Annotated in this window: 14 protein-coding genes and 1 pseudogene; 6 read left to right on the forward strand and 9 right to left on the reverse strand. The window is 61.2% G+C overall.

Annotation, left to right across the window (positions count from 1 at the left end):
• The coding region (locus AXK12_RS07955; protein WP_156468937.1) for a type 2 periplasmic-binding domain-containing protein at nucleotides 1–784 on the forward strand (784 nt) is incomplete at its 5' end.
• Between the two features lie 107 nt (nucleotides 785–891).
• Nucleotides 892–1,034: pseudogene (locus AXK12_RS09160) on the forward strand (IS1595 family transposase); the annotation flags it as partial.
• A 112-nt stretch (nucleotides 1,035–1,146) separates the two neighbouring features.
• Here the strand turns inward: AXK12_RS09160 and AXK12_RS07960 are convergent.
• On the reverse strand, nucleotides 1,147–1,578 hold the full coding sequence (locus AXK12_RS07960) for an ExbD/TolR family protein (protein ID WP_068713219.1): 432 nt from the start codon (nucleotides 1,576–1,578) through the stop codon (nucleotides 1,147–1,149).
• A 101-nt stretch (nucleotides 1,579–1,679) separates the two neighbouring features.
• Nucleotides 1,680–2,396 (reverse strand): MotA/TolQ/ExbB proton channel family protein, encoded by a 717-nt coding sequence (locus tag AXK12_RS07965; RefSeq protein WP_068713346.1) that lies wholly within the window; start codon nucleotides 2,394–2,396, stop codon nucleotides 1,680–1,682.
• A 215-nt stretch (nucleotides 2,397–2,611) separates the two neighbouring features.
• On the opposite strand from AXK12_RS07965, the gene AXK12_RS07970 reads away from it, so the two are divergent.
• The 3 genes from AXK12_RS07970 (at nucleotide 2,612) to AXK12_RS07980 (ending at nucleotide 6,107) form a co-directional block, all read left to right on the forward strand.
• Nucleotides 2,612–3,757 (forward strand): PfkB family carbohydrate kinase, encoded by a 1,146-nt coding sequence (locus AXK12_RS07970; RefSeq protein ID WP_068713221.1) that lies wholly within the window; start codon nucleotides 2,612–2,614, stop codon nucleotides 3,755–3,757.
• Between the two features lie 227 nt (nucleotides 3,758–3,984).
• Entirely contained in the window at nucleotides 3,985–4,635 is a 651-nt protein-coding gene (gene tmk / locus AXK12_RS07975) for a dTMP kinase (protein ID WP_068713223.1), read from the forward strand.
• 26 nt (nucleotides 4,636–4,661) lie between these two features.
• Nucleotides 4,662–6,107, forward strand: coding sequence for a hypothetical protein (locus tag AXK12_RS07980; RefSeq protein WP_082782750.1), 1,446 nt, complete (start codon nucleotides 4,662–4,664; stop codon nucleotides 6,105–6,107).
• 300 nt (nucleotides 6,108–6,407) lie between these two features.
• Here AXK12_RS07980 and AXK12_RS07985 read toward each other — a convergent pair whose 3' ends face one another.
• Nucleotides 6,408–9,737 carry a glycoside hydrolase family 2 TIM barrel-domain containing protein gene (locus tag AXK12_RS07985; RefSeq protein WP_082782751.1) on the reverse strand — a complete coding sequence of 1,110 codons (3,330 nt, stop codon included), beginning with the start codon at nucleotides 9,735–9,737 and terminating at the stop codon, nucleotides 6,408–6,410.
• 59 nt (nucleotides 9,738–9,796) lie between these two features.
• Entirely contained in the window at nucleotides 9,797–10,675 is an 879-nt protein-coding gene (locus tag AXK12_RS07990; RefSeq protein ID WP_068713350.1) for an alpha/beta fold hydrolase, read from the reverse strand.
• A gap of 170 nt (nucleotides 10,676–10,845) precedes the next feature.
• On the opposite strand from AXK12_RS07990, the gene mutS reads away from it, so the two are divergent.
• Nucleotides 10,846–13,518 (forward strand): DNA mismatch repair protein MutS, encoded by a 2,673-nt coding sequence (gene mutS / locus AXK12_RS07995; protein WP_068713227.1) that lies wholly within the window; start codon nucleotides 10,846–10,848, stop codon nucleotides 13,516–13,518.
• A 333-nt stretch (nucleotides 13,519–13,851) separates the two neighbouring features.
• Here the strand turns inward: mutS and AXK12_RS08000 are convergent, their stop codons facing one another.
• The 5 genes from AXK12_RS08000 to AXK12_RS08020 all read right to left on the reverse strand — a co-directional run bounded on the left by AXK12_RS08000 (nucleotide 13,852) and on the right by AXK12_RS08020 (nucleotide 19,603).
• Nucleotides 13,852–14,907 carry a 3-deoxy-D-arabino-heptulosonate 7-phosphate synthase gene (locus tag AXK12_RS08000; RefSeq protein WP_068713229.1) on the reverse strand — a complete coding sequence of 352 codons (1,056 nt, stop codon included), beginning with the start codon at nucleotides 14,905–14,907 and terminating at the stop codon, nucleotides 13,852–13,854.
• A gap of 450 nt (nucleotides 14,908–15,357) precedes the next feature.
• The gene (locus AXK12_RS08005) at nucleotides 15,358–16,260 is read right to left on the reverse strand and encodes an RluA family pseudouridine synthase (protein WP_231863607.1); all 903 of its coding nucleotides are present in this window, start codon (nucleotides 16,258–16,260) and stop codon (nucleotides 15,358–15,360) included.
• On the reverse strand, nucleotides 16,257–17,423 hold the full coding sequence (locus AXK12_RS08010; protein ID WP_068713233.1) for a hypothetical protein: 1,167 nt from the start codon (nucleotides 17,421–17,423) through the stop codon (nucleotides 16,257–16,259). The genes AXK12_RS08005 and AXK12_RS08010 overlap by 4 nt, the downstream gene beginning before the upstream one ends.
• A complete protein-coding gene (locus tag AXK12_RS08015; RefSeq protein WP_068713235.1) occupies nucleotides 17,424–18,020 on the reverse strand; it encodes a Maf family protein in 597 nt (198 codons plus the stop codon).
• Complete coding sequence (locus AXK12_RS08020; protein ID WP_068713237.1) at nucleotides 18,017–19,603, reverse strand: TolC family protein; 1,587 nt, start codon at nucleotides 19,601–19,603, stop codon at nucleotides 18,017–18,019. The genes AXK12_RS08015 and AXK12_RS08020 overlap by 4 nt, the downstream gene beginning before the upstream one ends.
• Between the last annotated feature and the right edge of the window lie 25 nt (nucleotides 19,604–19,628).

Consider the following 19,628-nt stretch of genomic DNA (forward strand, 5'->3'; position numbering starts at 1 on the left):
TCGCTACTTACTGAGTCTCGGGGACATTAGCCACGACACAATCCGCATGCTCGTTCTACAAAATGACGGAGTGCTTTTTGACGAAGACGGTAACCCTTCCTTTGCCAATGAGCAAAACGCCCGTACTCTTGCGACGCTCACTACATGGATTACCGGACCAAAACGCGTAACAACCCATGTCGACTTTGATACTTCTACTGGACACAAACAACGGCTCGATGGATTCGTCGTAGGTACAATAATCACCAACTGGCAGCTTGCCGTTTGGAAAAGGGAAAATCCCCAGATCGGAGGGAAAATAAAATTTATCCCTATCCCTGCGTTTGAGCCCGGAGGCCGCCGCACCACTACAATCGGCAGTACGATGATCTCTATCAACAAGCGTAGTGCACATATCGAAACTGCATGGGAAATGGCTAAAAACCTCTACACCTCCATAGAGGTCGCCGAATACCTTTACCGCGTGGCCGGTATGATTACCCCTTTGAAAGGAAACTGGGACGCGCCCTTTTATCACGAACCCGATCCGTTTTGCGGAGGGCAACAGACAGGCACGCTTTTCATTGAGCAGATCCCCCATATGCCTCAGTCGCCGGCTTCTCCCTATCAAAACTTGGCTTATGCGGAACTGGTTAGCGCAATGATCGCTCTGCGCGCCCACGCCGAACAATACAGTATTTATGAAGTCGAACCTCTCGCTGTTGAGGCCCTACGAGTCCTCAAAAAGTCCCAGAACGCACTCCAGAAACTCGTAGATAGAAATGTATTTATAGGTGAGAGCTAGATCCAAGCCACGCCTATTAATCGAGCCTATAAATAAGTTAACTCCATGGGATTTATGCGGTGATGTCAGTTATGCCGCATGAATCTATTTGCGGGCCGGATCAATACGCCAAACGAGTTCTGAGAAAGTACAATAGCATTGCATTCATAAAACAGCCTTCCCGCTGTTTCTCAAAGACTGTGAATGCAGGTTTAACTATGGAACACCAAAGCAACAACTCAGAATCCTGCGTGATTGCTGCCAAATATAAACCCTGATTTACTAAACAGCCCGATCATTAATTTCCTGCTCTAGCAGGGTGACCGTGTTGCGGGGCGCCTAGTGTCGCGAGAGCGTCAATCGGAGCGATGACTCACGGCCCCTCACTGCCCGCCCACTTGGGTATCGAAGCTGATTTTGCTGAGTTTGTGCTTCATGATTTCGTCCATGAGCGTGACGACGCGTTGGTATTGGAGCTGCGAGGCGGCGCGGATCCGGATGGCGGCGGGCTCGGGTTGGCGCGCCTCGTTTTCGAGGAGTCGCGAAAGCTCGTTCATGCTCACCGCTTGTGCACCCCAGAAGTAGTGTCCACTCGCGTCAATGGAGATGGTTTGAAACCGCTGTTCGGGTGGCGGGCTTTGCTGCGGTCGCTCCGACTCGCTGGGCAGATTTACCGGAATAGTCTGCTCCTGCTGGATGAGCGGCGAGGCGATCATAAAGATGATCAACAACACGAAAGCCACGTCCATCAGGTTAGTGATGTTGAGTTCAGCAATGGGTTGCTGGTTTTGGCGGCGGCGAAAGGTTCGGGCCATGAGTCGCGGGTTCTTTTTATTGGCGCAGCGCGCGCGCAGACCGATTTTCTGCCGCCGCGGCGTAAGGTTCGTTTTGGGGTTAGGCGACGGTTTCTTTCGGCTTACTTACTCTCTAGCTCGATCCGGTCGGCGAGCGAGCTGGCAAAGTTTTCGAGTTCGGTGATGAGTTTCTTGGTGTGCGCGAGGATGTAGTTGTAGCCAAAGAGCGAAGGGATGGCGACAAGCAGCCCCGCAACGGTCGTCATCAGCGCGGAGGAAATACCGGGCGCGAGGGCTTGGATCGAGGCAGTTTGCTGCGTCGAAACCGAGCTAAACGACTCCATCACGCCCCACACGGTGCCGAGCAGTCCGAGAAACGGGGCACCCGTCACAATCGATGCCAGGAAAATCATGCTCGACTCGTAGCGGAGCGTCTGCCGCGAAAGCGCACGTTGAAGCGCGTTTTCGGCGTGTTCGATTCGGGCGCGCGGATCGGGATCGCCGCGCTCCCGCGAGATCGCATCTGCTCGCCAATAGCTCTCGACCGCATCAGCAAAAAGGTCGCCGTAAGGGATGACGCGCCGTTGGCGAAACGACTCCGGCAGGTCGAGCAGTGAGCGCTCGTCGCGCAAGCGCGCCTCGAAGGCCGCGTTAAGCTCGCCCATCCGCTTCATTTCGCTGCGTTTCCCAAACATCACCGTCCAAGTCACGAGGCTCGAAATACAGAGGCATACCGTGATGACCTGCCCGACGATGTCGCTCTGCAAAAAGACCTGGACAATGTTAATGGCGGCGAGCGGGACGGGCGCCGCCCAGTGCGCAAGTGCGAACTCCGGCATTGGCGCGAACAAAAGAGGCGACACTTGAGACAGGGCGACGAGCATGCCTGCGAGCGTTGCGCGGTTTGAGGGAAGCGTTCAAGGATGCTCTGAATAATTTGAAATCTGTTTGCCGCGCTGCGCAGCCCCTCGTTTCGCTAGGCACAGTTTCGATTCTCTCGTCTAATCACCACTATTAGCTGACACGCTGCACACGAACCGCCGACCGCGCTTTTATGGATTTCAAGACCCGCACTCTCGCCGAACTCCGCACCGCCTCCGCCGCCCAAGCCCTCGCCACCAAGCACGTCCTCGTAGGCTTTGACGGCTTCGTAGACACCATCGTGGCGCCCGTCTCACGGCGCGCCGGTCAGGGCGACAACTTTACGCCCTTTCGCACGATTGAGGAGTTTGGCCAGCGGATCCTCGGCGCGAGTGGCAAGAGCACCAATATCGAGTTTTTCCCCACTATGGAAAAGCTCGGCGGTAACGGCCCCATCATGGCCAATGCGCTCCTGGCTCACGAACTCGCGCTAACCTACATCGGCGCACTCGGTGCGCCCAACACCCACCCCGTGTTTTCGAGCATTACCGAGCGCGCCAAGGAAGTCTTTAGCCTTTGCCAAGCCGGCTCCACGACTGCCGTTGAGTTTACCGATGGGAAACTGCTCCTCGGACAAATGCGCAGCCTGGATGAGGTCACCCCTGCACGTATCCGCGCGGTGATCGGCGAGGAACGCTACCTCGCCACCCTCGAGGCCTCCGACCTCATCGCCGTCCTCAACTGGGTCATGATTCCCAACCTCACCGAGGTCTTCGTCGACCTCGTGGACAACGTGCTCCCCAAAATCCCGCGCAAACGCCGCCACGCAGACGGCACTGAGACCGAGCGGATCTACTTCTTCGACCTGTGCGACCCCGAGAAACGCTCGCCCAGCGACCTCTCCTACGCGCTCGACACCATCGGCCGTTTTTCAGAATTCGGCTCCGTCACCCTCGGGCTAAACCTTAAGGAAGCCCAACAGGTCTATGCCGTGCTCGGCTTTGGCGTGGAAACCGAAAGCGAAAGCGGCTTGCGCAACATGGCCGCGCGCATCCGCGAAAGACTCGGCCTGTCCACCGTCGTCGTCCACCCCAAGGAATCTGCCGCTAGCGCGACCCGCGACGGCACGCACTGGGTGCCCGGCCCCTTCGTCGCCGAGCCCTTTATCTCGACCGGCGCAGGCGACCACTTCAACGCAGGCTTCGCCACCGGCCAACTCCTCGGCCTCTCCCCCGAAGCCTGCCTGGCCGTCGGCGTGTGCACCAGCGGCCACTACGTGCGCACCGCGAAAAGCCCCACGATCGCCGACATCGAAGCGCTACTCACGAGCTGGCGTTGAAGTGCCCCCAATTGCGCAAAATCTGCGTCGTCCCTTCGGGCTGCGCCCAAAATCTCGCCATACGGCGTTGCAGCCTTTACCAAGGCTGTACACATTGGCGGCCTGCTGCGCCTGGTCTGGCAAAATTTTGAGTAGCAGCGCGACTCGCCGCTTGAAACGGGAACAGGCCCTAGCACTCCACCCACACAAAACACCAACCCGAGCATTTGAACTGAACCCTCCTAGCCATGCCATTGGAAACCCAACCCACCGGTCGCTTAATCTCCTTTGAAGGCCCCGAGGGCAGCGGCAAATCGACGCAAACCTCGCTGCTCGCCGCCCACCTCCAAAAACTCGGCAAGGAAGTGCTCACCACGCGCGAACCCGGTGGCACCGAAATCGGCGAGCAAATCCGCAACATCATCGTCCACAACTCGCGCGGCGACGAGATGTGCCCCGAGACCGAGCTGCTGCTCTTCACCGCCGCCCGCGCCCAGCTCGTCCGCGAAGTCATCGCCCCCGCGCTCTGCGCCGGCAAACACGTCCTCAGCGACCGCTTCCTCGACTCCTCGACCGTCTACCAAGGCATCGCCCGCAACCTCGCCTCTGGCCCCGTCGCGCAAATCAACCACTTCGCCATAGGCAACGTGATGCCCGACATCACCGTAATCATCGACGTGCCGCCCGAGGTCAGCCTCTCGCGCCTCGCCCAACGCGTCACCGATGTCCCCGACCGCATGGAGCGCGAGAATATCGACTTCTACCGCAAAGTCCGCGAAGGCTACCTGCTCCTCGCTAAAAACATGCCCGATCGCGTCGTCCTCGTAGACGGCACCCGCACCACCGCCCAAGTCGCCCAAGCCATCTGGGAACATGTGCAAGTCCGCCTCAGCCTGTAGCAAGTCGTAAGTCCATAATCACTACAATGGAAGACGACCTATTCGGCGGGCTGCTCTTTGCAGAAGAGCCGGCCCCCTCCCCCGCGCCCAAAGCAGCCAAGAAATCAGCGAAAGCAAAACTCGGGAAAACTGCGGAGCCCGTAGAGTCCACGGCGCCAAACGCCCAACCGGAAATACCACCCGAATCGACTATCCCCGCAGCACTCCATAACGACGCGCCAGCGAACGCGTCGCAAAATGAAAAGGTCGGCGACCCCGCGTTGGCGAGTGAGCAAAAATCACGGGGAGAGACGGGCGAAAGTCCTACCCCGCTAACTAAGCAGCCAACGGCAAGCGACAGCGCGCGAGTTGACGCCGACGCGGCGGCGACGAGTGCGTTAGCCTCGGCGGCGACAAGTGAGCCAGCCTTGTCGGCGGCGAGTGCGGGCCTGCGCACGCCGTCAGGCACGGTGCAAAATAAAACCGCTCGAACGACGGCCACGCATGTCCCGCTCGCGTGGCCCGAAGCCCTACAAGGCACGCCCAGCATTGCGGTTTTGGAAAATGCGATTGCGAAAAACCGACTCGCCCACGGCCTGCTCCTCCACGGCGACGATTTTACGCTCTTAACCCAAGTCGCCCTCGCCCTTGCCGACCGGCTCCTCAACACGCCCGAAGCGAGTGCTTACTTCCCGGTCGCGCAGCACCCCGATTGCTTCGCGCTGCGGCCCAGCGGTGCGTCTCGCCAAGTTTCGGCAGACGACACCCGTGAACTCATTGGCAAAACCCAAGTCTCCGGCAGCGTCTCCCCGCGCAAAGTTGCCATCCTCTACGAGTGCGACCGGATGAACCTCGCCGCGGCCAACATCTTTCTAAAAACCCTCGAAGAGCCACCCGCCAATACGACGCTGCTCCTCCTCACGACGCAGCCCTACGCGCTCCTGCCCACCGTCCGCAGCCGCGTCCTGCACTTCCGCTTTCCCGTCGGCAGCGACTCACTCGCCCAAGCCGCCGGACTCCCCGCTTGGCTCAGCGATTATCAAGCGTGGCTCGGCCAACTCTGCGAAGGCGTGACCGGCAAACGCGAAATCGCCGACTCGATTTTTACGCTCTACGGCCTCGTCGCCCGCTTCGACGCAATCCTCACCACTGCGACCGCCGAAGCTTGGGAAAGCGAAAAAAATGCGCTTTCCGAAGAGCTCGACAAAGAAGAGCAAAAGGCCGTCGAGAAGCGGCTCGCCAACGGCATCCGCCAACGAATTTTTGCCGAGATCGAACAAGCCACCCGCGCCTTTGCGCTGCCGCGATTGACACGAGCGGACAGTCGCGAGGGCGAAAATGCAGCCGAAACCACCGCACGCATCCGCCGCGCCCACACCGCGGCAATCAGCGAACTCGAACACAGCGTGGGCCTCCTGCGGCTAAACCTAAACCACGCCGCCGCCCTAGAGAACTTCCTCCTGCACTCCATGCGCTTGTGGGCAAGGCGCTAGGGGCTGTTCCCGTTTCAAGTCACTGACCGCCACTGCGCGTGGGGCGGCAGCGTGTCGCTGCACCCATTTACAGAGCCGCTTGGTTACCGTGCAAATGCACGGCAACCAAGCGGCTCTGTGAAAAGGAACCCAATCCTTGGCACGTGGATTTATTCGTAATTCTTCCCATCTCGGGAAACTGGGGACTCCCCCATTTCAACGCCCCTTCCTTGTCGCAACGCGACAAGGAAAGGGAATCAAATTTGGGAATTGGTTTCGTCGCGAAGCGACGGGGCCAATTCCCAAATTAAATGGAAGCGGTCACTGACCGCCGCCGCCGCCACCAAGCGAGAAACGCAGCGCGTAGTTTCCCGGTTGCAGCAGGTATTGGGAGAGCGTGTCGGGGCCGCAACTCGCGGTGCCGAGTCCGCGCTGCGCGACGTCGATATTGAGATAAACCTCAGGCCGAGGGTTTAGGTCGATCGTGTGTTTTGCAGCGAAGAGATCGGCAGCGGTGAAATGGCTCGCCGACGCCTCAAAGGTCGGTGCATCCGCCGCACGTTTAACGAGTAAGCCCCCGCGCTCGCCCGCGGCGGCACCTAGGCCCGAAGCCTTTGCGCCTAGAGCGGCGGATTTCGCTTTTCCCCTTGTCCGCGAGCGTCCGCCCAAACGGGTTTCCCCTTCGTGCAAGCGCAGCCAGCGGACCTCTGTTTTGTTACCGTATTCTTGTGGCAAAATGTAGGGCACGTAATCGTCGGTGACGGTCGTTTCCCACACGCCGAGCAAGGCACTGCGTTTGCGGTCGGAATAGTTTTCCCAAGGGCCGCGACCAAACCATTGCAGGTGTTCGAGCGCAGTCGGCAAAATGAGCGAGACACCGACTCGCGGCAGCTCGGGTAGGCCCTTGTCGATTGCGAATTCGTTTTCCACCAAAAGCTCGCCACCTGCGCTTTCGCGCGAGTCGCCGCTCGCCGACACAAGGTAGCGGTGAGTATGCACGACATATTTTTTCGCACCCGGGGCGAGCCAGCGTTGCTTAACGGTGATTCTCGCCGATTGCCCGTTTTTGTCCGCGCTCAGCCGAGTTTGCGTATCGACGAGTTCGAGACGGTTATAGCCCGCAGTGAGCCAGGCATCGAGCGCCTTGGTCTTCGGGCCGCCCCACTCGACTTCGGTGAAGAGCTTTAGCCCATCATTATCGGTCGCGCCACGCCAGAGGTTGAGCTGCGGGCCGCGCTCAATGAGCAGTTCCCCACTACGGCTAAGCTTCGCCAAAACCCCGCGTTCGCGATTCACCTCGAAGCGCAAGTCAGCCGCGGCAAGTTCCCAACCGGTTTCCGTCTCAGCGACTTCAAGTTTGGACGTCCGCGCAACACTCGACGCCGCGCCGCGCTTCGCTTTTGCCGACAAGGGCTTTGCCACCGCAAAGTGCTTCGCGGGCAACTCGGACTGGCTCCACGCAAGCTCGTATCCGGCTGCGCACCACGCCGTCGTCTTTCGCGTAAAAAAGCGAAATGTGATGTGCGCTTCCGAACCCGGAGGGAGCGCGAGTGCCGAGATGTCGATCTCGATCTCCTCTTTCGCCTGCGGCGCAGTTTTGAAGAGCGGTAGTGCGTCACCCATTACGGGCTCACCATCGACTTGCAGCGTCCACTCGCCGCGCAGGTCGGACAGGTCGGTAAACCAGCGGCGGTTTTCGATAACGAAGCGGGCGCGACCTTTGCGGCTGGACTTGAGCGAGACTCGCAGCGGTTGCGCGAGGTGTTTGTATTCGAGGAGTCCGGGGTGGGCCACGCGGTCGGGCCACACAAGCCCGTCGCACACGAAGTTTTTGTCGTTGGGCTCGTCGCCAAAGTCGCCGCCGTAAGCCCAGTATTCGCGACCGTCAGGCGCATGTTTCACGAGCGCGTGGTCCACCCACTCCCAGATGAAACCGCCTTGGAGCCCGCGATGCGCGTCGAAGGCATCGAAGTAGTCGCAGAGGCTGCCGTTACTGTTGCCCATCGCGTGCGAGTACTCGCAAAGGATGAGCGGGCGCGGGTCGGTGGCGGCGGCGTACGGGTCACGCGCCCAAGCCACGATTTTGTCAATCGACGCGTACATGGGCGCGACGATGTCCGTGCCGACCTTGCCACGCGACCAGTCGCGGTTAATCGCGCCTTCGTTGTGAATGACGCGGCTCGGGTCACGATGCCGCGCCCACGCCGCCACCGCGTCGTGATGCGGGCCGTAGCCGCTCTCGTTACCCATCGACCACGCGATAATAGAGGGGTGGTTTTTATCGCGCTCAATCATCCGCGTAACGCGGTCGAGAAAGGCGGGCGCGTAGCGGTTATCGTTGGAAAGCTCGTGGTAAAACCAGTGCGCCTCGATGTTGGCCTCATCGAAGACGTAGAGCCCGTACTCGTCGCAGAGTTCATACCAGTAAACGTCGTTCGGGTAGTGCGAGGTGCGCACCGCATTGATGTTGTGCTGCTTCATCGCGATCACGTCGCGCAGCATGCCTTCGGGCGTCACAGCCTTGCCGCGCCGGTCGTCGTGCTCGTGGCGGTTTACGCCGATGATGAGAACGGGCTTGCCGTTGATAAGGAGCTCGCGGTTGCGGACTTCCACGCGGCGAAAACCCGTGCGCACGCTCGTGTGTTCGATCTCGCTGCCATCAGGCGCGAGAAGCGAAACGACGACCGTATAACGCTGCGGCGCCTCCGCCGACCAAAGCGAGGGGCGCGCGACGGGGATCGAGAGCGCAAGCCGTTTACGCGGGTTGAGCCACGAGTTCTCGCTAGGAAACGCCACCTCGTGCGGCCTGCCTACGGCTTTGCCCGAAGGATCGTAAATCCGCACACACAGTTTGCACGCGGCCCCGTTAAGCGTGCCCCAGAGATCCGCGCTCGCAGGCGCACCGAGCCGCGCCTCTATCGCGAGTGTGCCCTTACGCAACGACTCGTCGAGGTCGCCGCGCACAAAGAGGTCTTCGATGTAGTGCGTCGCTTGTGAGTAGAGGTAGACCTCGCGGTGGATGCCCGCCATCCACCAGTGGTCTTGGTCTTCGATGAAACTTGCGTCCGACCACTTTACGACGACCGCCGTGAGCGTGTGCAGCTCTCCCGCGCGGACGTAAGCCGTTAGGTCAAACTCCGAGGGCAAGCGCGAGTCCTTCGCCAGCCCGACCGGCACACCATCGACCCAGAGCGCAAGCACACTCTCCGCTGCCCCGATATGCAAAACGGTGCGCCGCCCTGCCCAATCCTTTGGCACCGTAAAGGTCCGCCGATACAGCCCCGTGGGATTCGCCTCCGGCACTTCCGGCGGTTGATTCGGGAAAGGCATCTGGGTGTTCGTGTAGTGCGGGCGGTCATACCCGTGCATCGTCCAATTACTCGGCACCGGCAGTTTCGCCCAACTATCCGCCACAGTCGGCACATACTCGGGGCTTAAAAACGCCTCCGGCACGAACTCCGGCTTTTCAAAGTAACAAAAATCCCACTCGCCATTGAGCGACTGCCACCAAGGCGACTTTGTGCGGTCGCCGCGCCGCGCACTGGCACTGTTGGGATAGGGGTAAAGGGTGGCGCGAGCAGGCAGTCGATTAAACGACAACGTTTCGGGCGACATCCACGACTTGAGGGGGCCGGTCTGTAGAAGCTGCATACAGGCCGAAAGCACTAGGCGCTCGCTCACCGAATGCGAGCGGCAAACCGCCGCTTTCCCTAGGCAATTATGCGCAGGATAGTCCGTAAAAACGCTTCGCGCGCTTCCATGTGCGGGTTGTGCCCCGAGTCGGGCAGCACCGTGATTTGCGCCGCCGGAAAATGCTCGCGAATCAGCGCATGATCCTCCGCGCGCACATAAGGCGAACGCCCACACACGATAAAATGCGCCTCACCCTCAAAACATTCGCCTGCCGCCAACGGACTCGCCTCCAGCGCGGGCAACGCCGCCGTAATCCCAGCCAAATTAATCGACCACCGCCACTGCCCCTCTTCGTCGCGCTCCAAGTTTGTCGTTAAAAACTTCCGCATCCCCCAGTCCGGCACCCGCGGCTCCATCACACGCTCCGCCTCTGCGCGAGAACTCAGAGTGCGCAAATCTAGCGCATTCATCGCCGCAAACTCGGGTCGCCCGCCCGCCCACTCGTAAGCGCGCGGAGCCGTATCCACCACGATGAGTCGCCGCACCCGCTCGGGGTAGCGGCACGCAAACGCCATCGCCGTTCGCCCGCCCATACTGTGCCCAAGTAAATCGACCGGCTCAGAAATCTTTTGGCTGTCCAACCACGCCCGCAGGTCCTCGGCCATGCTCGCATGATCCATCGAGTCGCTGTGCGGAGACTGACCATGGTTTCGCGCATCCAGCGCAAAAACCCGCACCCGCGCCTCACTCCCCGCCGCGCACTCACTCGCTGCTTCCTGCCCGGGCCAAGCCGCCGCCGACTGGGCCAAGTCCCGCCCGACTGCCTGCCAATTCCGCGACGATCCGAGCAAGCCATGTAAAAGGATCAACGGCGGCCTCTCGCCCTCTCCCTCCGCAACCGCACCAGCCCGATTCTCGCCCAAATCCCGATGAAAAAGCGCAACAGTTTCAGTCATACGTCCCTCCCCTAAACGCAGTGCCTCACCCCCTCGCAACGCCGATTACTCCGCCTTTGTGCGCTGCGCCTCACAGCTGCAAGCCCACGCTCACACGCAAATGAAGAAGACTACGGCGGGCTCAAAGCTTGCGCGCGGGTTGTCCTTTATTGGAGCGTCGCCGGCTACCCATGAGTGATTCAAAGCCCGCCGCCAAACTTACCCCGATGATGGAGCAATACTTCGAGGTGAAGCGCGGCCTCCCCGATGGCACCCTCCTGCTCTTCCGCCTTGGCGACTTTTTCGAGCTATTCTACGAAGACGCGGTCATCGCCTCACGCCTGCTCGGCCTCACGCTGACCAAGCGTCAAGACTACCCGATGGCCGGCCTCCCCTACCACGCCGCCGACAGCTACATCACCAAGCTGCTTGCCGCCGGTCGCAAGGTCGCCCTCTGCGATCAGTCCGGCCCCGTACAACCCGGCAAACTCGTCAAACGCGCGCTCACCCGAATCCTCACCCCCGGCACCACCCTCGCGGCCTCGCAACTCGACGCCAACCGCAACCACTACCTCTGCGCGCTCTCTCACGATAAACGCGGGCTGCACGCCGCTTGGCTCGACCTCTCAACCGGCGAGTTTCGTATCGCGAGCGACACGCAAATCGAATCTCTCCTGCCCGTCCTCACCGCACTCTCACCGGCCGAGCTTGTCCTCGCCGAAGGCATTTTTAGCAAATGGGAGGCCGAGTCGCAGGCCCACCACGACGCGGGACACGCCGACCTACGCAGCCTCTACCACTTCTGCGCCGACCACACTCGCAGCGAAATCCCGAACTACCACTTCGAGCCCCGCGCCGGAGCCAAGACTGTCATGGACACGCTCGGCGTGCTCAATCTCGAAGGCTTCGGTATTTCGCCCGAACACTCCGCTCTCGGCCCTGCGGGTGCGCTCCTTTACTACGCGACCGAGACGCTCCGCGCCCGCCCCGAAAATCTCCGCACGCTCAAAGAATACCGTAGCAGCGGCACACTCCTCCTCGACCCCGCCACGCTGCGAAACCTCGAGATTTTCTCCTCCTCACGAGGCACGCGCGAAGGCTCGCTGCTCGACGCCATCAACCGGACCCGCAGTGCGACCGGCGCACGCCTCCTCGAACGTTGGCTCAGTGCGCCCACACTCGAACTCCACGAGATCCACCGTCGCCAAGTGCTAGTCGGCGAGTTTGCCGCGCAGCCCAGTCGGCTCTCTGCGCTCCAAGACTCGCTCGTCCAGGTCCGCGACATCCCTCGCATCCTCGGTCGCCTCCAAAACCGACTGCGCAACCCGCGTGAACTCGCAGGCATTCGCGATACGCTCGCGCAATTTCCCAAAATTCGCGCCGTGCTCGCGGACTGGAATTCACCAAGCGCTAACAGCAGCAGCCCCGAGCCCAAGCGCCTCGCCGCAGAATACGCCGACCGGATCGCCGCGCTGCCCGATCTCCTCGCGCTGCTCTCCCGCGCGCTCGCCGACGAGCTTCCGGGCGACGTCGCCGACGGCGGTATGATTCGCCCCGGACACGATGCCGAGCTCGACCGCCTGCGCTCACTCACCACCAACAACAAAACCTGGCTCTCCGCACTCGAAACCACCGAACAGCAGCGCACCGGCATCAAGAGCCTCAAGGTCAAATTCTCTAACAATTTCGGCTACTTCATCGAAGTCACCAAGGCCAACCTGCACCTAGTCCCGACCGACTACATTCGCCGCCAAACCACCGTCGGCGGCGAACGCTACGTGACCGAAAAACTCCGCGAAAAGGAGAAGGAAATCTTCACTGCCGAGGAACGCGCCCTCGCCCGCGAACAAGACCTCTTTCACGCACTCGTTTCCTCCGTGCTCGCCGAGGCCGACGCACTCAGCCGCACCGCCGATGCGCTCGCCGAGCTCGATGTCCTCGCCGGCTGGGCCGCGCTCGCCCGCGAATGGGATTACACGCGCCCCACCGTGGACGACAGCGACCAACTCCTCATTGAGGAAGGCCGCCACCCCGTCGTTGAACAAATGCTCAAATCGCCCCAAGCCGCTGCGAGCGCCAGCGCAAGCAGCTCCGCCGCCTTCGTCCCCAACGACACCGAGCTGTGCGCGAGCGGCGCGCAGCTCGCCCTCATCACCGGCCCCAACATGGCCGGTAAGTCCACCTACATCCGCCAAGTCGCACTCATCGCGCTGCTCGGCCACATCGGCTGCTGGGTGCCCGCCAAATCCTGCCGCATCGGACTCATCGACCGGATCTTTTCGCGCGTCGGCGCGAGCGACGACCTGGCACGCGGCAACTCCACCTTCATGGTCGAGATGAACGAGACCGCCAACATCCTCAACAACGCCACGCGACGCTCACTCATCATCCTCGACGAAATCGGCCGCGGCACCTCGACCTACGACGGGCTCTCCATCGCTTGGGCCGTCGTCGAGCACCTACACTCCGACCCGCAAGCGGGCCCGCGCACGCTCTTCGCCACACATTACCAAGAGCTCACCCAGCTCGAAAAACACCTCCCGCGCCTCCGCAACCTCTCGGTCACAGTCAAAGAGTGGAACGACGAAATCGTCTTTGTCCGCCGCGTGCAGCCCGGAGCCGCGGACCGCAGCTACGGCATCCAGGTCGCCCGCCTTGCCGGCCTCCCCCTAAGCGTAATCGACCGCGCAAAGGAAATCCTCTCTCGACTCGAGAGCGATGAGGCCGTCGTCGCACTGCCCGCAACGACGAGCGCAGCAGCACCCCACCCTGCCCCGTCATCTCCAGAACCGAAGCTCCCCCCGAAGCCCAAAAAGAAACTCACCGTCGAACCTATCGACGACCCACAACTTAGCCTCTTTTAGAACCACTACGCGTGGAGCGGCAGCGTGTCGCTGCACCCATTTACAGAGCCGCTTGGTTGCCGTGCATTCGCACAGCAGCCAAGCGGCTCTGTGAAAAGGAACCCAAACTTGGAGGCGGGTGTTTACTGGTGATTTTCCCCACCTCGCCCAAACGGGTTATCACTCTACTTTCTCTTTTACTCCTCGCCCTGTCGCAACGCGACAGGGCGAGTGCTTTCAAATTTGGGATTTCGTGATCGCGCAACGCGTGAGCCGAAATCCCAAATTAAACGGGTGCAGGCACAGCCTGCCGCACCACGCGTAGTGGAAAAGAGGATTAAAAGACGCCGCGCGCTAAGCGGCTTTTGCCTTCGGCGCGTCGTGCATCGAGTCCCAGAGTCCGCGTGCGCGAACGATTAGCGCGCGCAGCTCCTCGGGCGTCACCGACTGCTTCGGATCGTCGCCAATCCCCTTTTGCGGTTCCACGTGGCTCTCGATGCACAGCCCATCCGCACCGTAAGCGACTGCAGCCAGCGACGCGCTCGGCACGTAGACAGCTTTCCCCACCGAGTGAGACGGATCGACTACGACCGCAGCCCAAGTCTTTTCCTTCAACAGCGGTGTCACGCTCTCATCGGGATGATTGCGGTAGCCGTCGAGCGTGGGCGTGGTCCCGCGCGGGCACAGCATGATGTTCGGATTACCAAAGGCGGCGATGTACTCGGCAGCCGAGATAAACTCGTTTATCGGCCCCATGTGTAGGCTGCGTTTGAGCAGCACGGAGACCTCTGGCTTGTCCGCAATGGCCTGCCCAATCGCACGCAGAAGCGAGTAGTTGAGCGCGTTGCGCGCGCCCACTTGCAAGATCGTAACCCCTGCATCGAGCGCGAGCGCGAGCTGCGCCTCATCCATCACCTCCGTATCGACCGGAAGGCCAGTACGCCGTGCACCCTCCATCAAAATGTCGAGCGAGCGGTTGCTGCCTTGGAAGCTATACGGATTAGTGCGCGGCTTCCAGACCCCGCCGCGAATCGCCTGTGCACCGGCTTCCTTCACTGCGGCGGCAGTCTCGTAAAAGTAGTTCGGATTATTCGGATCAATCGTGCAGGGCCCTGCGATCACGAGCAATTCCTCGCCGAGCATCACTTGGCCGATTTTTAGGCGGCCACGCGAGAGATCGCAGCGACGATCCATGAGCTTGAAGGGCGACTGAATCCGGTCGATCCGGTCGATATAGTTTAGTCCTTCGATTCGGTTCATCATCAATTCGTGGCGCTCATCTCCCACGATCGCGTAGATCGTGCGGAGGGCTCCCGCGATTGGCTGTATCTGGCAGTCAAACTCGCTGACGATTCGGGTCACTTCGTCGAGCTGCGTGGGAGTCAAACAACTGGCTTTAGGTAGGATCATATGCGTGCGCTGTGTGTATTATGTGCTGTTTAGTGGTTGGCGGAGCACTTAGGTGCCAAAAAAAGCCGCCCTTTTTGGGGCGGCTTTTTCGTAGTGTAAGTGAAACTACAAATTGCGTCTCAACTTAAGTGAGCAAGCCTGCCCAGCGCGGTGCTTCCGGTGCTAAAAAAGTACCAGCTGCTAAAGCGAAACGCATAACGGACTTGTGCAGGGTGGCTCATCTCAGTGAGGGCGGATAAAAAAATTAGGCGGGGCGGCGAAAGGGATTTTGAGGTTTTAGGAAAACTTCGGGCTCGGGTGTGCGCCATGCGCAAGCAACTGTCAACGCTGCACCCTGCGCCACGCGGAAAACCCTAACTCGGCCTCTGTCGCGACCACGTTTGAGGCGGGATCAGACCCTAGTAACCGACTAGGCGAAGCTGCCGAAAAATCTGCCCGGCACACACTGCCCTACTGAGCACCCACTAGGCGCGCGAACTCCTCGGGCAGCGGGGCGCGAGCCGCAAAGCGCACTGTTCGCCCGCGCCACTCGTAGTCGAAACGCGTTTCCAGCGAGTGCAGGAAGAGTCGCCCGCGCGTGCCAGTGTGCGCCTTGCTAAAAAGGCGATTCGCGGCGAAATCGCCATAGGTCGCATCGCCCACAATCGGCAGTCCGCGCCGCGCACATTGCACGCGCAACTGGTGACTGCGGCCCGTCAGCGGCTCGAGCTGGAGCAGCGAAACCCCTTGCCCGACGCGCAGCACTTTTACACGCGTTTCCGCACTGACGCCTGCACTGCCTCGCGCACTCGCCTTTGTCCGAATCTGCCCACCGCGTTTTTCAATGCTCAAGCGGTCTCGCCAAACTACAGGCTGTGCGCCCCCTCGCAGCGATTGTCCTAGCTTTCCGAATACGAGTGCCGCGTAAACCTTGTGCACGGCGCGTTCGCGAAAGCGTTGGCGGATTTTTAGCGCGAGCTCCCTGTTTGCGCACACGAGGAGGAGCCCCGAGGTCGCCGAATCGAGCCGATTCAGGAGCCAAAGGTTCTCTTTTCTGGCGGGCCGTTCGTCGGCATCCCGTCGCTTGTCCGTCACAGCCAGTGAGCCCAGCTCATAGCACTCTTCCTTAAAATCATACGTCGCACGAAGCAATGCACGGGCCTCGTCACCCGCCGCGTTGGGATGCGAGAGCAGCCCCGTCGGTTTATAGAGTGCGGCGACGCCATTGGCATCGTGCGCGATCAGCTCGACGCCGCGCCCGAGCGGGAGCCGCCTCCACCAGGTCGCGTCGATATTAGGCGGCGGCTCCATCGTGCTTGGCCGATCAACGTCGTTTGCGCCGCGCTCGGGCGGCCCTGCCCTTCCCGCACTCACTGGTAGTAAAAGGTAAAGGTCATTTCCTGCTCGGCCCCGAGCACACGCTTCATGTCGTCGCTCCACTCACCGTAGGGTGCGCGAGCGGTGATCGCGCTCACGCACGACTGCTTGCCGATTTCGCCCGAGGAACCCTCGACGCTGACGATCCGCGCCACCTCGCCTCGCTCGTTGAGCACGAACTTCACGCTCACATTCGTGCCCGAGCCCGGGTAAATCCGGCTTTGGATCAAAATCCGGTCCCACTGGATTTGCACCGTCTCGATGAGTTGCTGGAGGTATTGGCCGTAGTCGCTCCAACGCGCGTCAATCGCTGTCGGCCCGATGTTTGCCGTGCCTGCGAGGTTTTCCGTAAAAATAGCAGGTCGCGCGCGGAGTTGCTGTGGCTCCAATCGCGGACGCGGCAGCGGGCGATTCGGGTCGATGCGCAGCCGCCCCGGCGGCCCGAGTGTCGAGGCGGCGTCCTTCACGCCTTCCACATACTCCTCAAACTCCGCCGAGCCATCGGGCAACTCCGCGAGGTTTGCGCCGTAGCCGTCACTGTCTTCACCCGTGATTTTTTCAAAACCGCTAAGCGGGATTTCCTCTTTGCGCGCAGCCTCACGCTGCTCCTCGTCAGTCGCCTCCTCTTGTGCTTCGGGCGGCGGCGGGGCGCTGAGTTCGGGTGGCAGCAGCGGCTGCTCGGTCAGTTCGCCGGAGACGATTTGGTTGGTCTGAATCTCTGTCTGGCCTTCGAGAAAAGGCCGGTCGCCGCTTGTATCTTCCGACTCTTCGAGCTGGGCGGTCTGCTGATTTTGCGCACCGAAGTTTACGACCGAGTCCGGTTCGTTTTCGGGCGCTTCAGGATTCACCTCCACGAAGTTAAACGGCTCGGGCGGCTCCTCAGCTTGGGCGAGTTGTTCAGCAAGCTCGTCTTCGAGCTCGATATTAAACTCCTGCATCGCCTCGCGCTCGGCTCGGGTGCCGAGGCTTCCATCGTGCTCGAAGCGGAGCAGGTGCGGCGCGACGAGGATGAAGAGCAGGTGTATGAGAATCGTCCCTACGATACCGATTTGCACGGAGCGGTCGCGCCCGCCGCGCACAAAGTCGGGCATCAGCCCGCGCTCACCGTCGCGGTCATTGCCTTTGCGCACTTTGCTCGGCGTAGGGTCGAGAAGATTCATTTAGTTAGAGCCCGAAACGCAGGGGAGACCTGCGCTCTCCAGCAATTGTTTCGTCTCATCGAGCGGCAAGCCGATGATGTTGGAAAGCGAGCCGCGACGCGCGGCGACAATCATCTCGCCATGCTCCTGGATCGAATAGCCACCGGCTTTGTCGAGCGTGTGCACTTTCGCGAGGTAGGCCTCGATGAGTGCCTCACTTAGCGGCTTAAAAGTCACTTCGCTCGTCACGTAGTCGCTCAAGGTCAGCCCACTGGCCGCGCACGTTAACACCAAGCCTGTAAACACGGTGTGCGTGCGCCCGCTAAGCTCGCGCAGCATCGCGCGCGCCTCGGCGGCGTTGGCCGGTTTGTTGAGCACACGGTTGCCAATAAACACAGTCGTATCGGCCCCGAGCACAAACGCATCGGGCTGCCGCTCGGCGACCCACGCCGCCTTTATCGCTGCATTGTGCGCGACCATCACGCGCGGGGCAGTCGTCGGATCTTCCTGCTCCTCGACCTCCGCAGGCATGACCTCGAAGACGGGATAAATCTGCGCTAAAAGCTCGTGCCGGCGCGGCGAGGCCGACGCCAAAATTAGTCGAGCCCCATCATTCATAGGTCGTTTCCTCCCGAGAGAATTTCTAACACTTCGCCCTGTGCGCGGGCCAGCTCCACACGGCTCACGTTATAGAGAAAAATCGCCTCCACCAAGTTGTCCTCCGCTGTGGCGAGTCGGCCCTGCGCCTCAATGATTTCTCGGTTATCGGCCACCCCCTGCTCGAAACGTTTCTCCGCCAAATCGAGCTCCTCGCGCGCAAGTGCGAGCTGCGTTTCGGCGACGCCGATTTGCGCGAGCCGCGAGGCGGCGTCTTGCATAGCCAGTTGGTGCTCCGCAGAGACTTGATTCTCGAGAGAGCGCACGCGCAGGGTCTGGGCGCGGTGACGAGAGCGCGCTTGGCGCGTCATCGCGCGAGTTTGCGCGCCGTCAAAAATCGGCACGCTGACTGCCGCACTCGTCGTCCACGCCTTGCGCTCGTCACCGTTAAACGCCACCGCACTCGCATAGCCGTAGTTGCCCACCAGAGCGAGTGAGGGCAGTCGGTTGGATCGGGCGGCCCGGATTTCGATAAGATTTTGCTCCAGTAGTGCCCGCGCGGCACGCAGCTCCGCGCGGTGCGCAAACACCTCTCCCTCATCGCGCCGCCGACTCGGCAAGGCACGCGGCAGCTCGAAGGGCGCGAGCGCTAGCGGCGCGTGCATGTTGTCAAAGGCGAGCAGTCGCTTCAGCGCGAGCTCGCTGCTGTGAACGACGGTGCCCTGCTGGATCAGAGCCTGCTCGGCGACTACGACCAGTGCCTCCGCGCGAGTCACGTCGATCTGCGTGGCGACACCCGCGTTGAGCTGGTGGGTTGCCAGTTCGAGCAGCCGCTGCGCCCGCGCAATATTGTCCTCCAAGACGCGCGTCCGCTCCAGATTGCGCAAGTGGGCAAAGTAAGTCTCGGCAACTGCGGCGAGGATCGCTTGCCGCGTGCCCGCCTCGCCCAACTGGGCAACCGTCACCGCGGCCCGCGCCGCCGAATAACGGGCGAGGTTCACCGGGTTTACCAGATCGAGCCGCGCATTGAGCGCCCCATCGAAACGGTTGCTCGGGCTCGGCTGCGGCGCGCCCCCGAGTGTCGCGACTTGGCTCCGGCGCTGCGCGGCATCAAGCGTCACTCTAGGCAAAAGCCCACTGCGCGTCTGCCTCTGGGCCTCGATCGCCTGCGTCACCGCCTCGCGGCTGATGAGCACCTCAAGGCTCGACTGCGACACTACACCAAGTGCCTCGCCGAGGGTAAACTCACGCGCCACGAGCAACTCGTGCAGCCCAGCGCTCCCCGGCGCCTCAGCGTGAACGCCGACAAACGTGTCCGCCTCATGGGTAAAAAGTGCGTCCACCTCAGCCGCAGCGAGGATGCGAACCTCGGCAGCGCGGACGAAGCCGAGGCCAGGCATCGCCACGAGCGAGAAACTGAACGCAGCAAAGAACGGGAAACGGGTGCGAAAAATCCGGGGCAGCATGGGTGTGTGAAAAACGAAGGGCGGCGCATCAAAAGAGAGCAAGCCTCGCGCACTCATCGACGCGCGAAACTGTGGTGGGCCGAGCTCGGCCTTCACGGCAAAGACCGACTTGCTCAAAACCCGAGCGCACGCACTCATCGAGGCGGCGTAGACTCAAGCGCCT

This window comes from Cephaloticoccus capnophilus (genome assembly GCF_001580045.1).
In the GTDB taxonomy this organism is placed as follows: Bacteria; Verrucomicrobiota; Verrucomicrobiia; order Opitutales; family Opitutaceae; genus Cephaloticoccus; species Cephaloticoccus capnophilus.

Excerpts from the sequence above, each read along its gene's own strand:
- AXK12_RS08020 (WP_068713237.1), bottom strand. The coding sequence starts at position 19,603 with ATGAGTGCGTGCGCTCGGGTTTTGAGCAAGTCGGTCTTTGCCGTGAAG.
- AXK12_RS07965 (WP_068713346.1), bottom strand. The coding sequence starts at position 2,396 with ATGCCGGAGTTCGCACTTGCGCACTGGGCGGCGCCCGTCCCGCTCGCC.
- mutS (WP_068713227.1), top strand. The coding sequence starts at position 10,846 with ATGAGTGATTCAAAGCCCGCCGCCAAACTTACCCCGATGATGGAGCAA.
- AXK12_RS08000 (WP_068713229.1), bottom strand. The coding sequence starts at position 14,907 with ATGATCCTACCTAAAGCCAGTTGTTTGACTCCCACGCAGCTCGACGAA.
- tmk (WP_068713223.1), top strand. The coding sequence starts at position 3,985 with ATGCCATTGGAAACCCAACCCACCGGTCGCTTAATCTCCTTTGAAGGC.
- AXK12_RS07985 (WP_082782751.1), bottom strand. The coding sequence starts at position 9,737 with ATGCAGCTTCTACAGACCGGCCCCCTCAAGTCGTGGATGTCGCCCGAA.
- AXK12_RS07970 (WP_068713221.1), top strand. The coding sequence starts at position 2,612 with ATGGATTTCAAGACCCGCACTCTCGCCGAACTCCGCACCGCCTCCGCC.
- AXK12_RS07990 (WP_068713350.1), bottom strand. The coding sequence starts at position 10,675 with ATGACTGAAACTGTTGCGCTTTTTCATCGGGATTTGGGCGAGAATCGG.
- AXK12_RS08015 (WP_068713235.1), bottom strand. The coding sequence starts at position 18,020 with ATGAATGATGGGGCTCGACTAATTTTGGCGTCGGCCTCGCCGCGCCGG.
- AXK12_RS07980 (WP_082782750.1), top strand. The coding sequence starts at position 4,662 with ATGGAAGACGACCTATTCGGCGGGCTGCTCTTTGCAGAAGAGCCGGCC.
- AXK12_RS07960 (WP_068713219.1), bottom strand. The coding sequence starts at position 1,578 with ATGGCCCGAACCTTTCGCCGCCGCCAAAACCAGCAACCCATTGCTGAA.
- AXK12_RS08010 (WP_068713233.1), bottom strand. The coding sequence starts at position 17,423 with ATGAATCTTCTCGACCCTACGCCGAGCAAAGTGCGCAAAGGCAATGAC.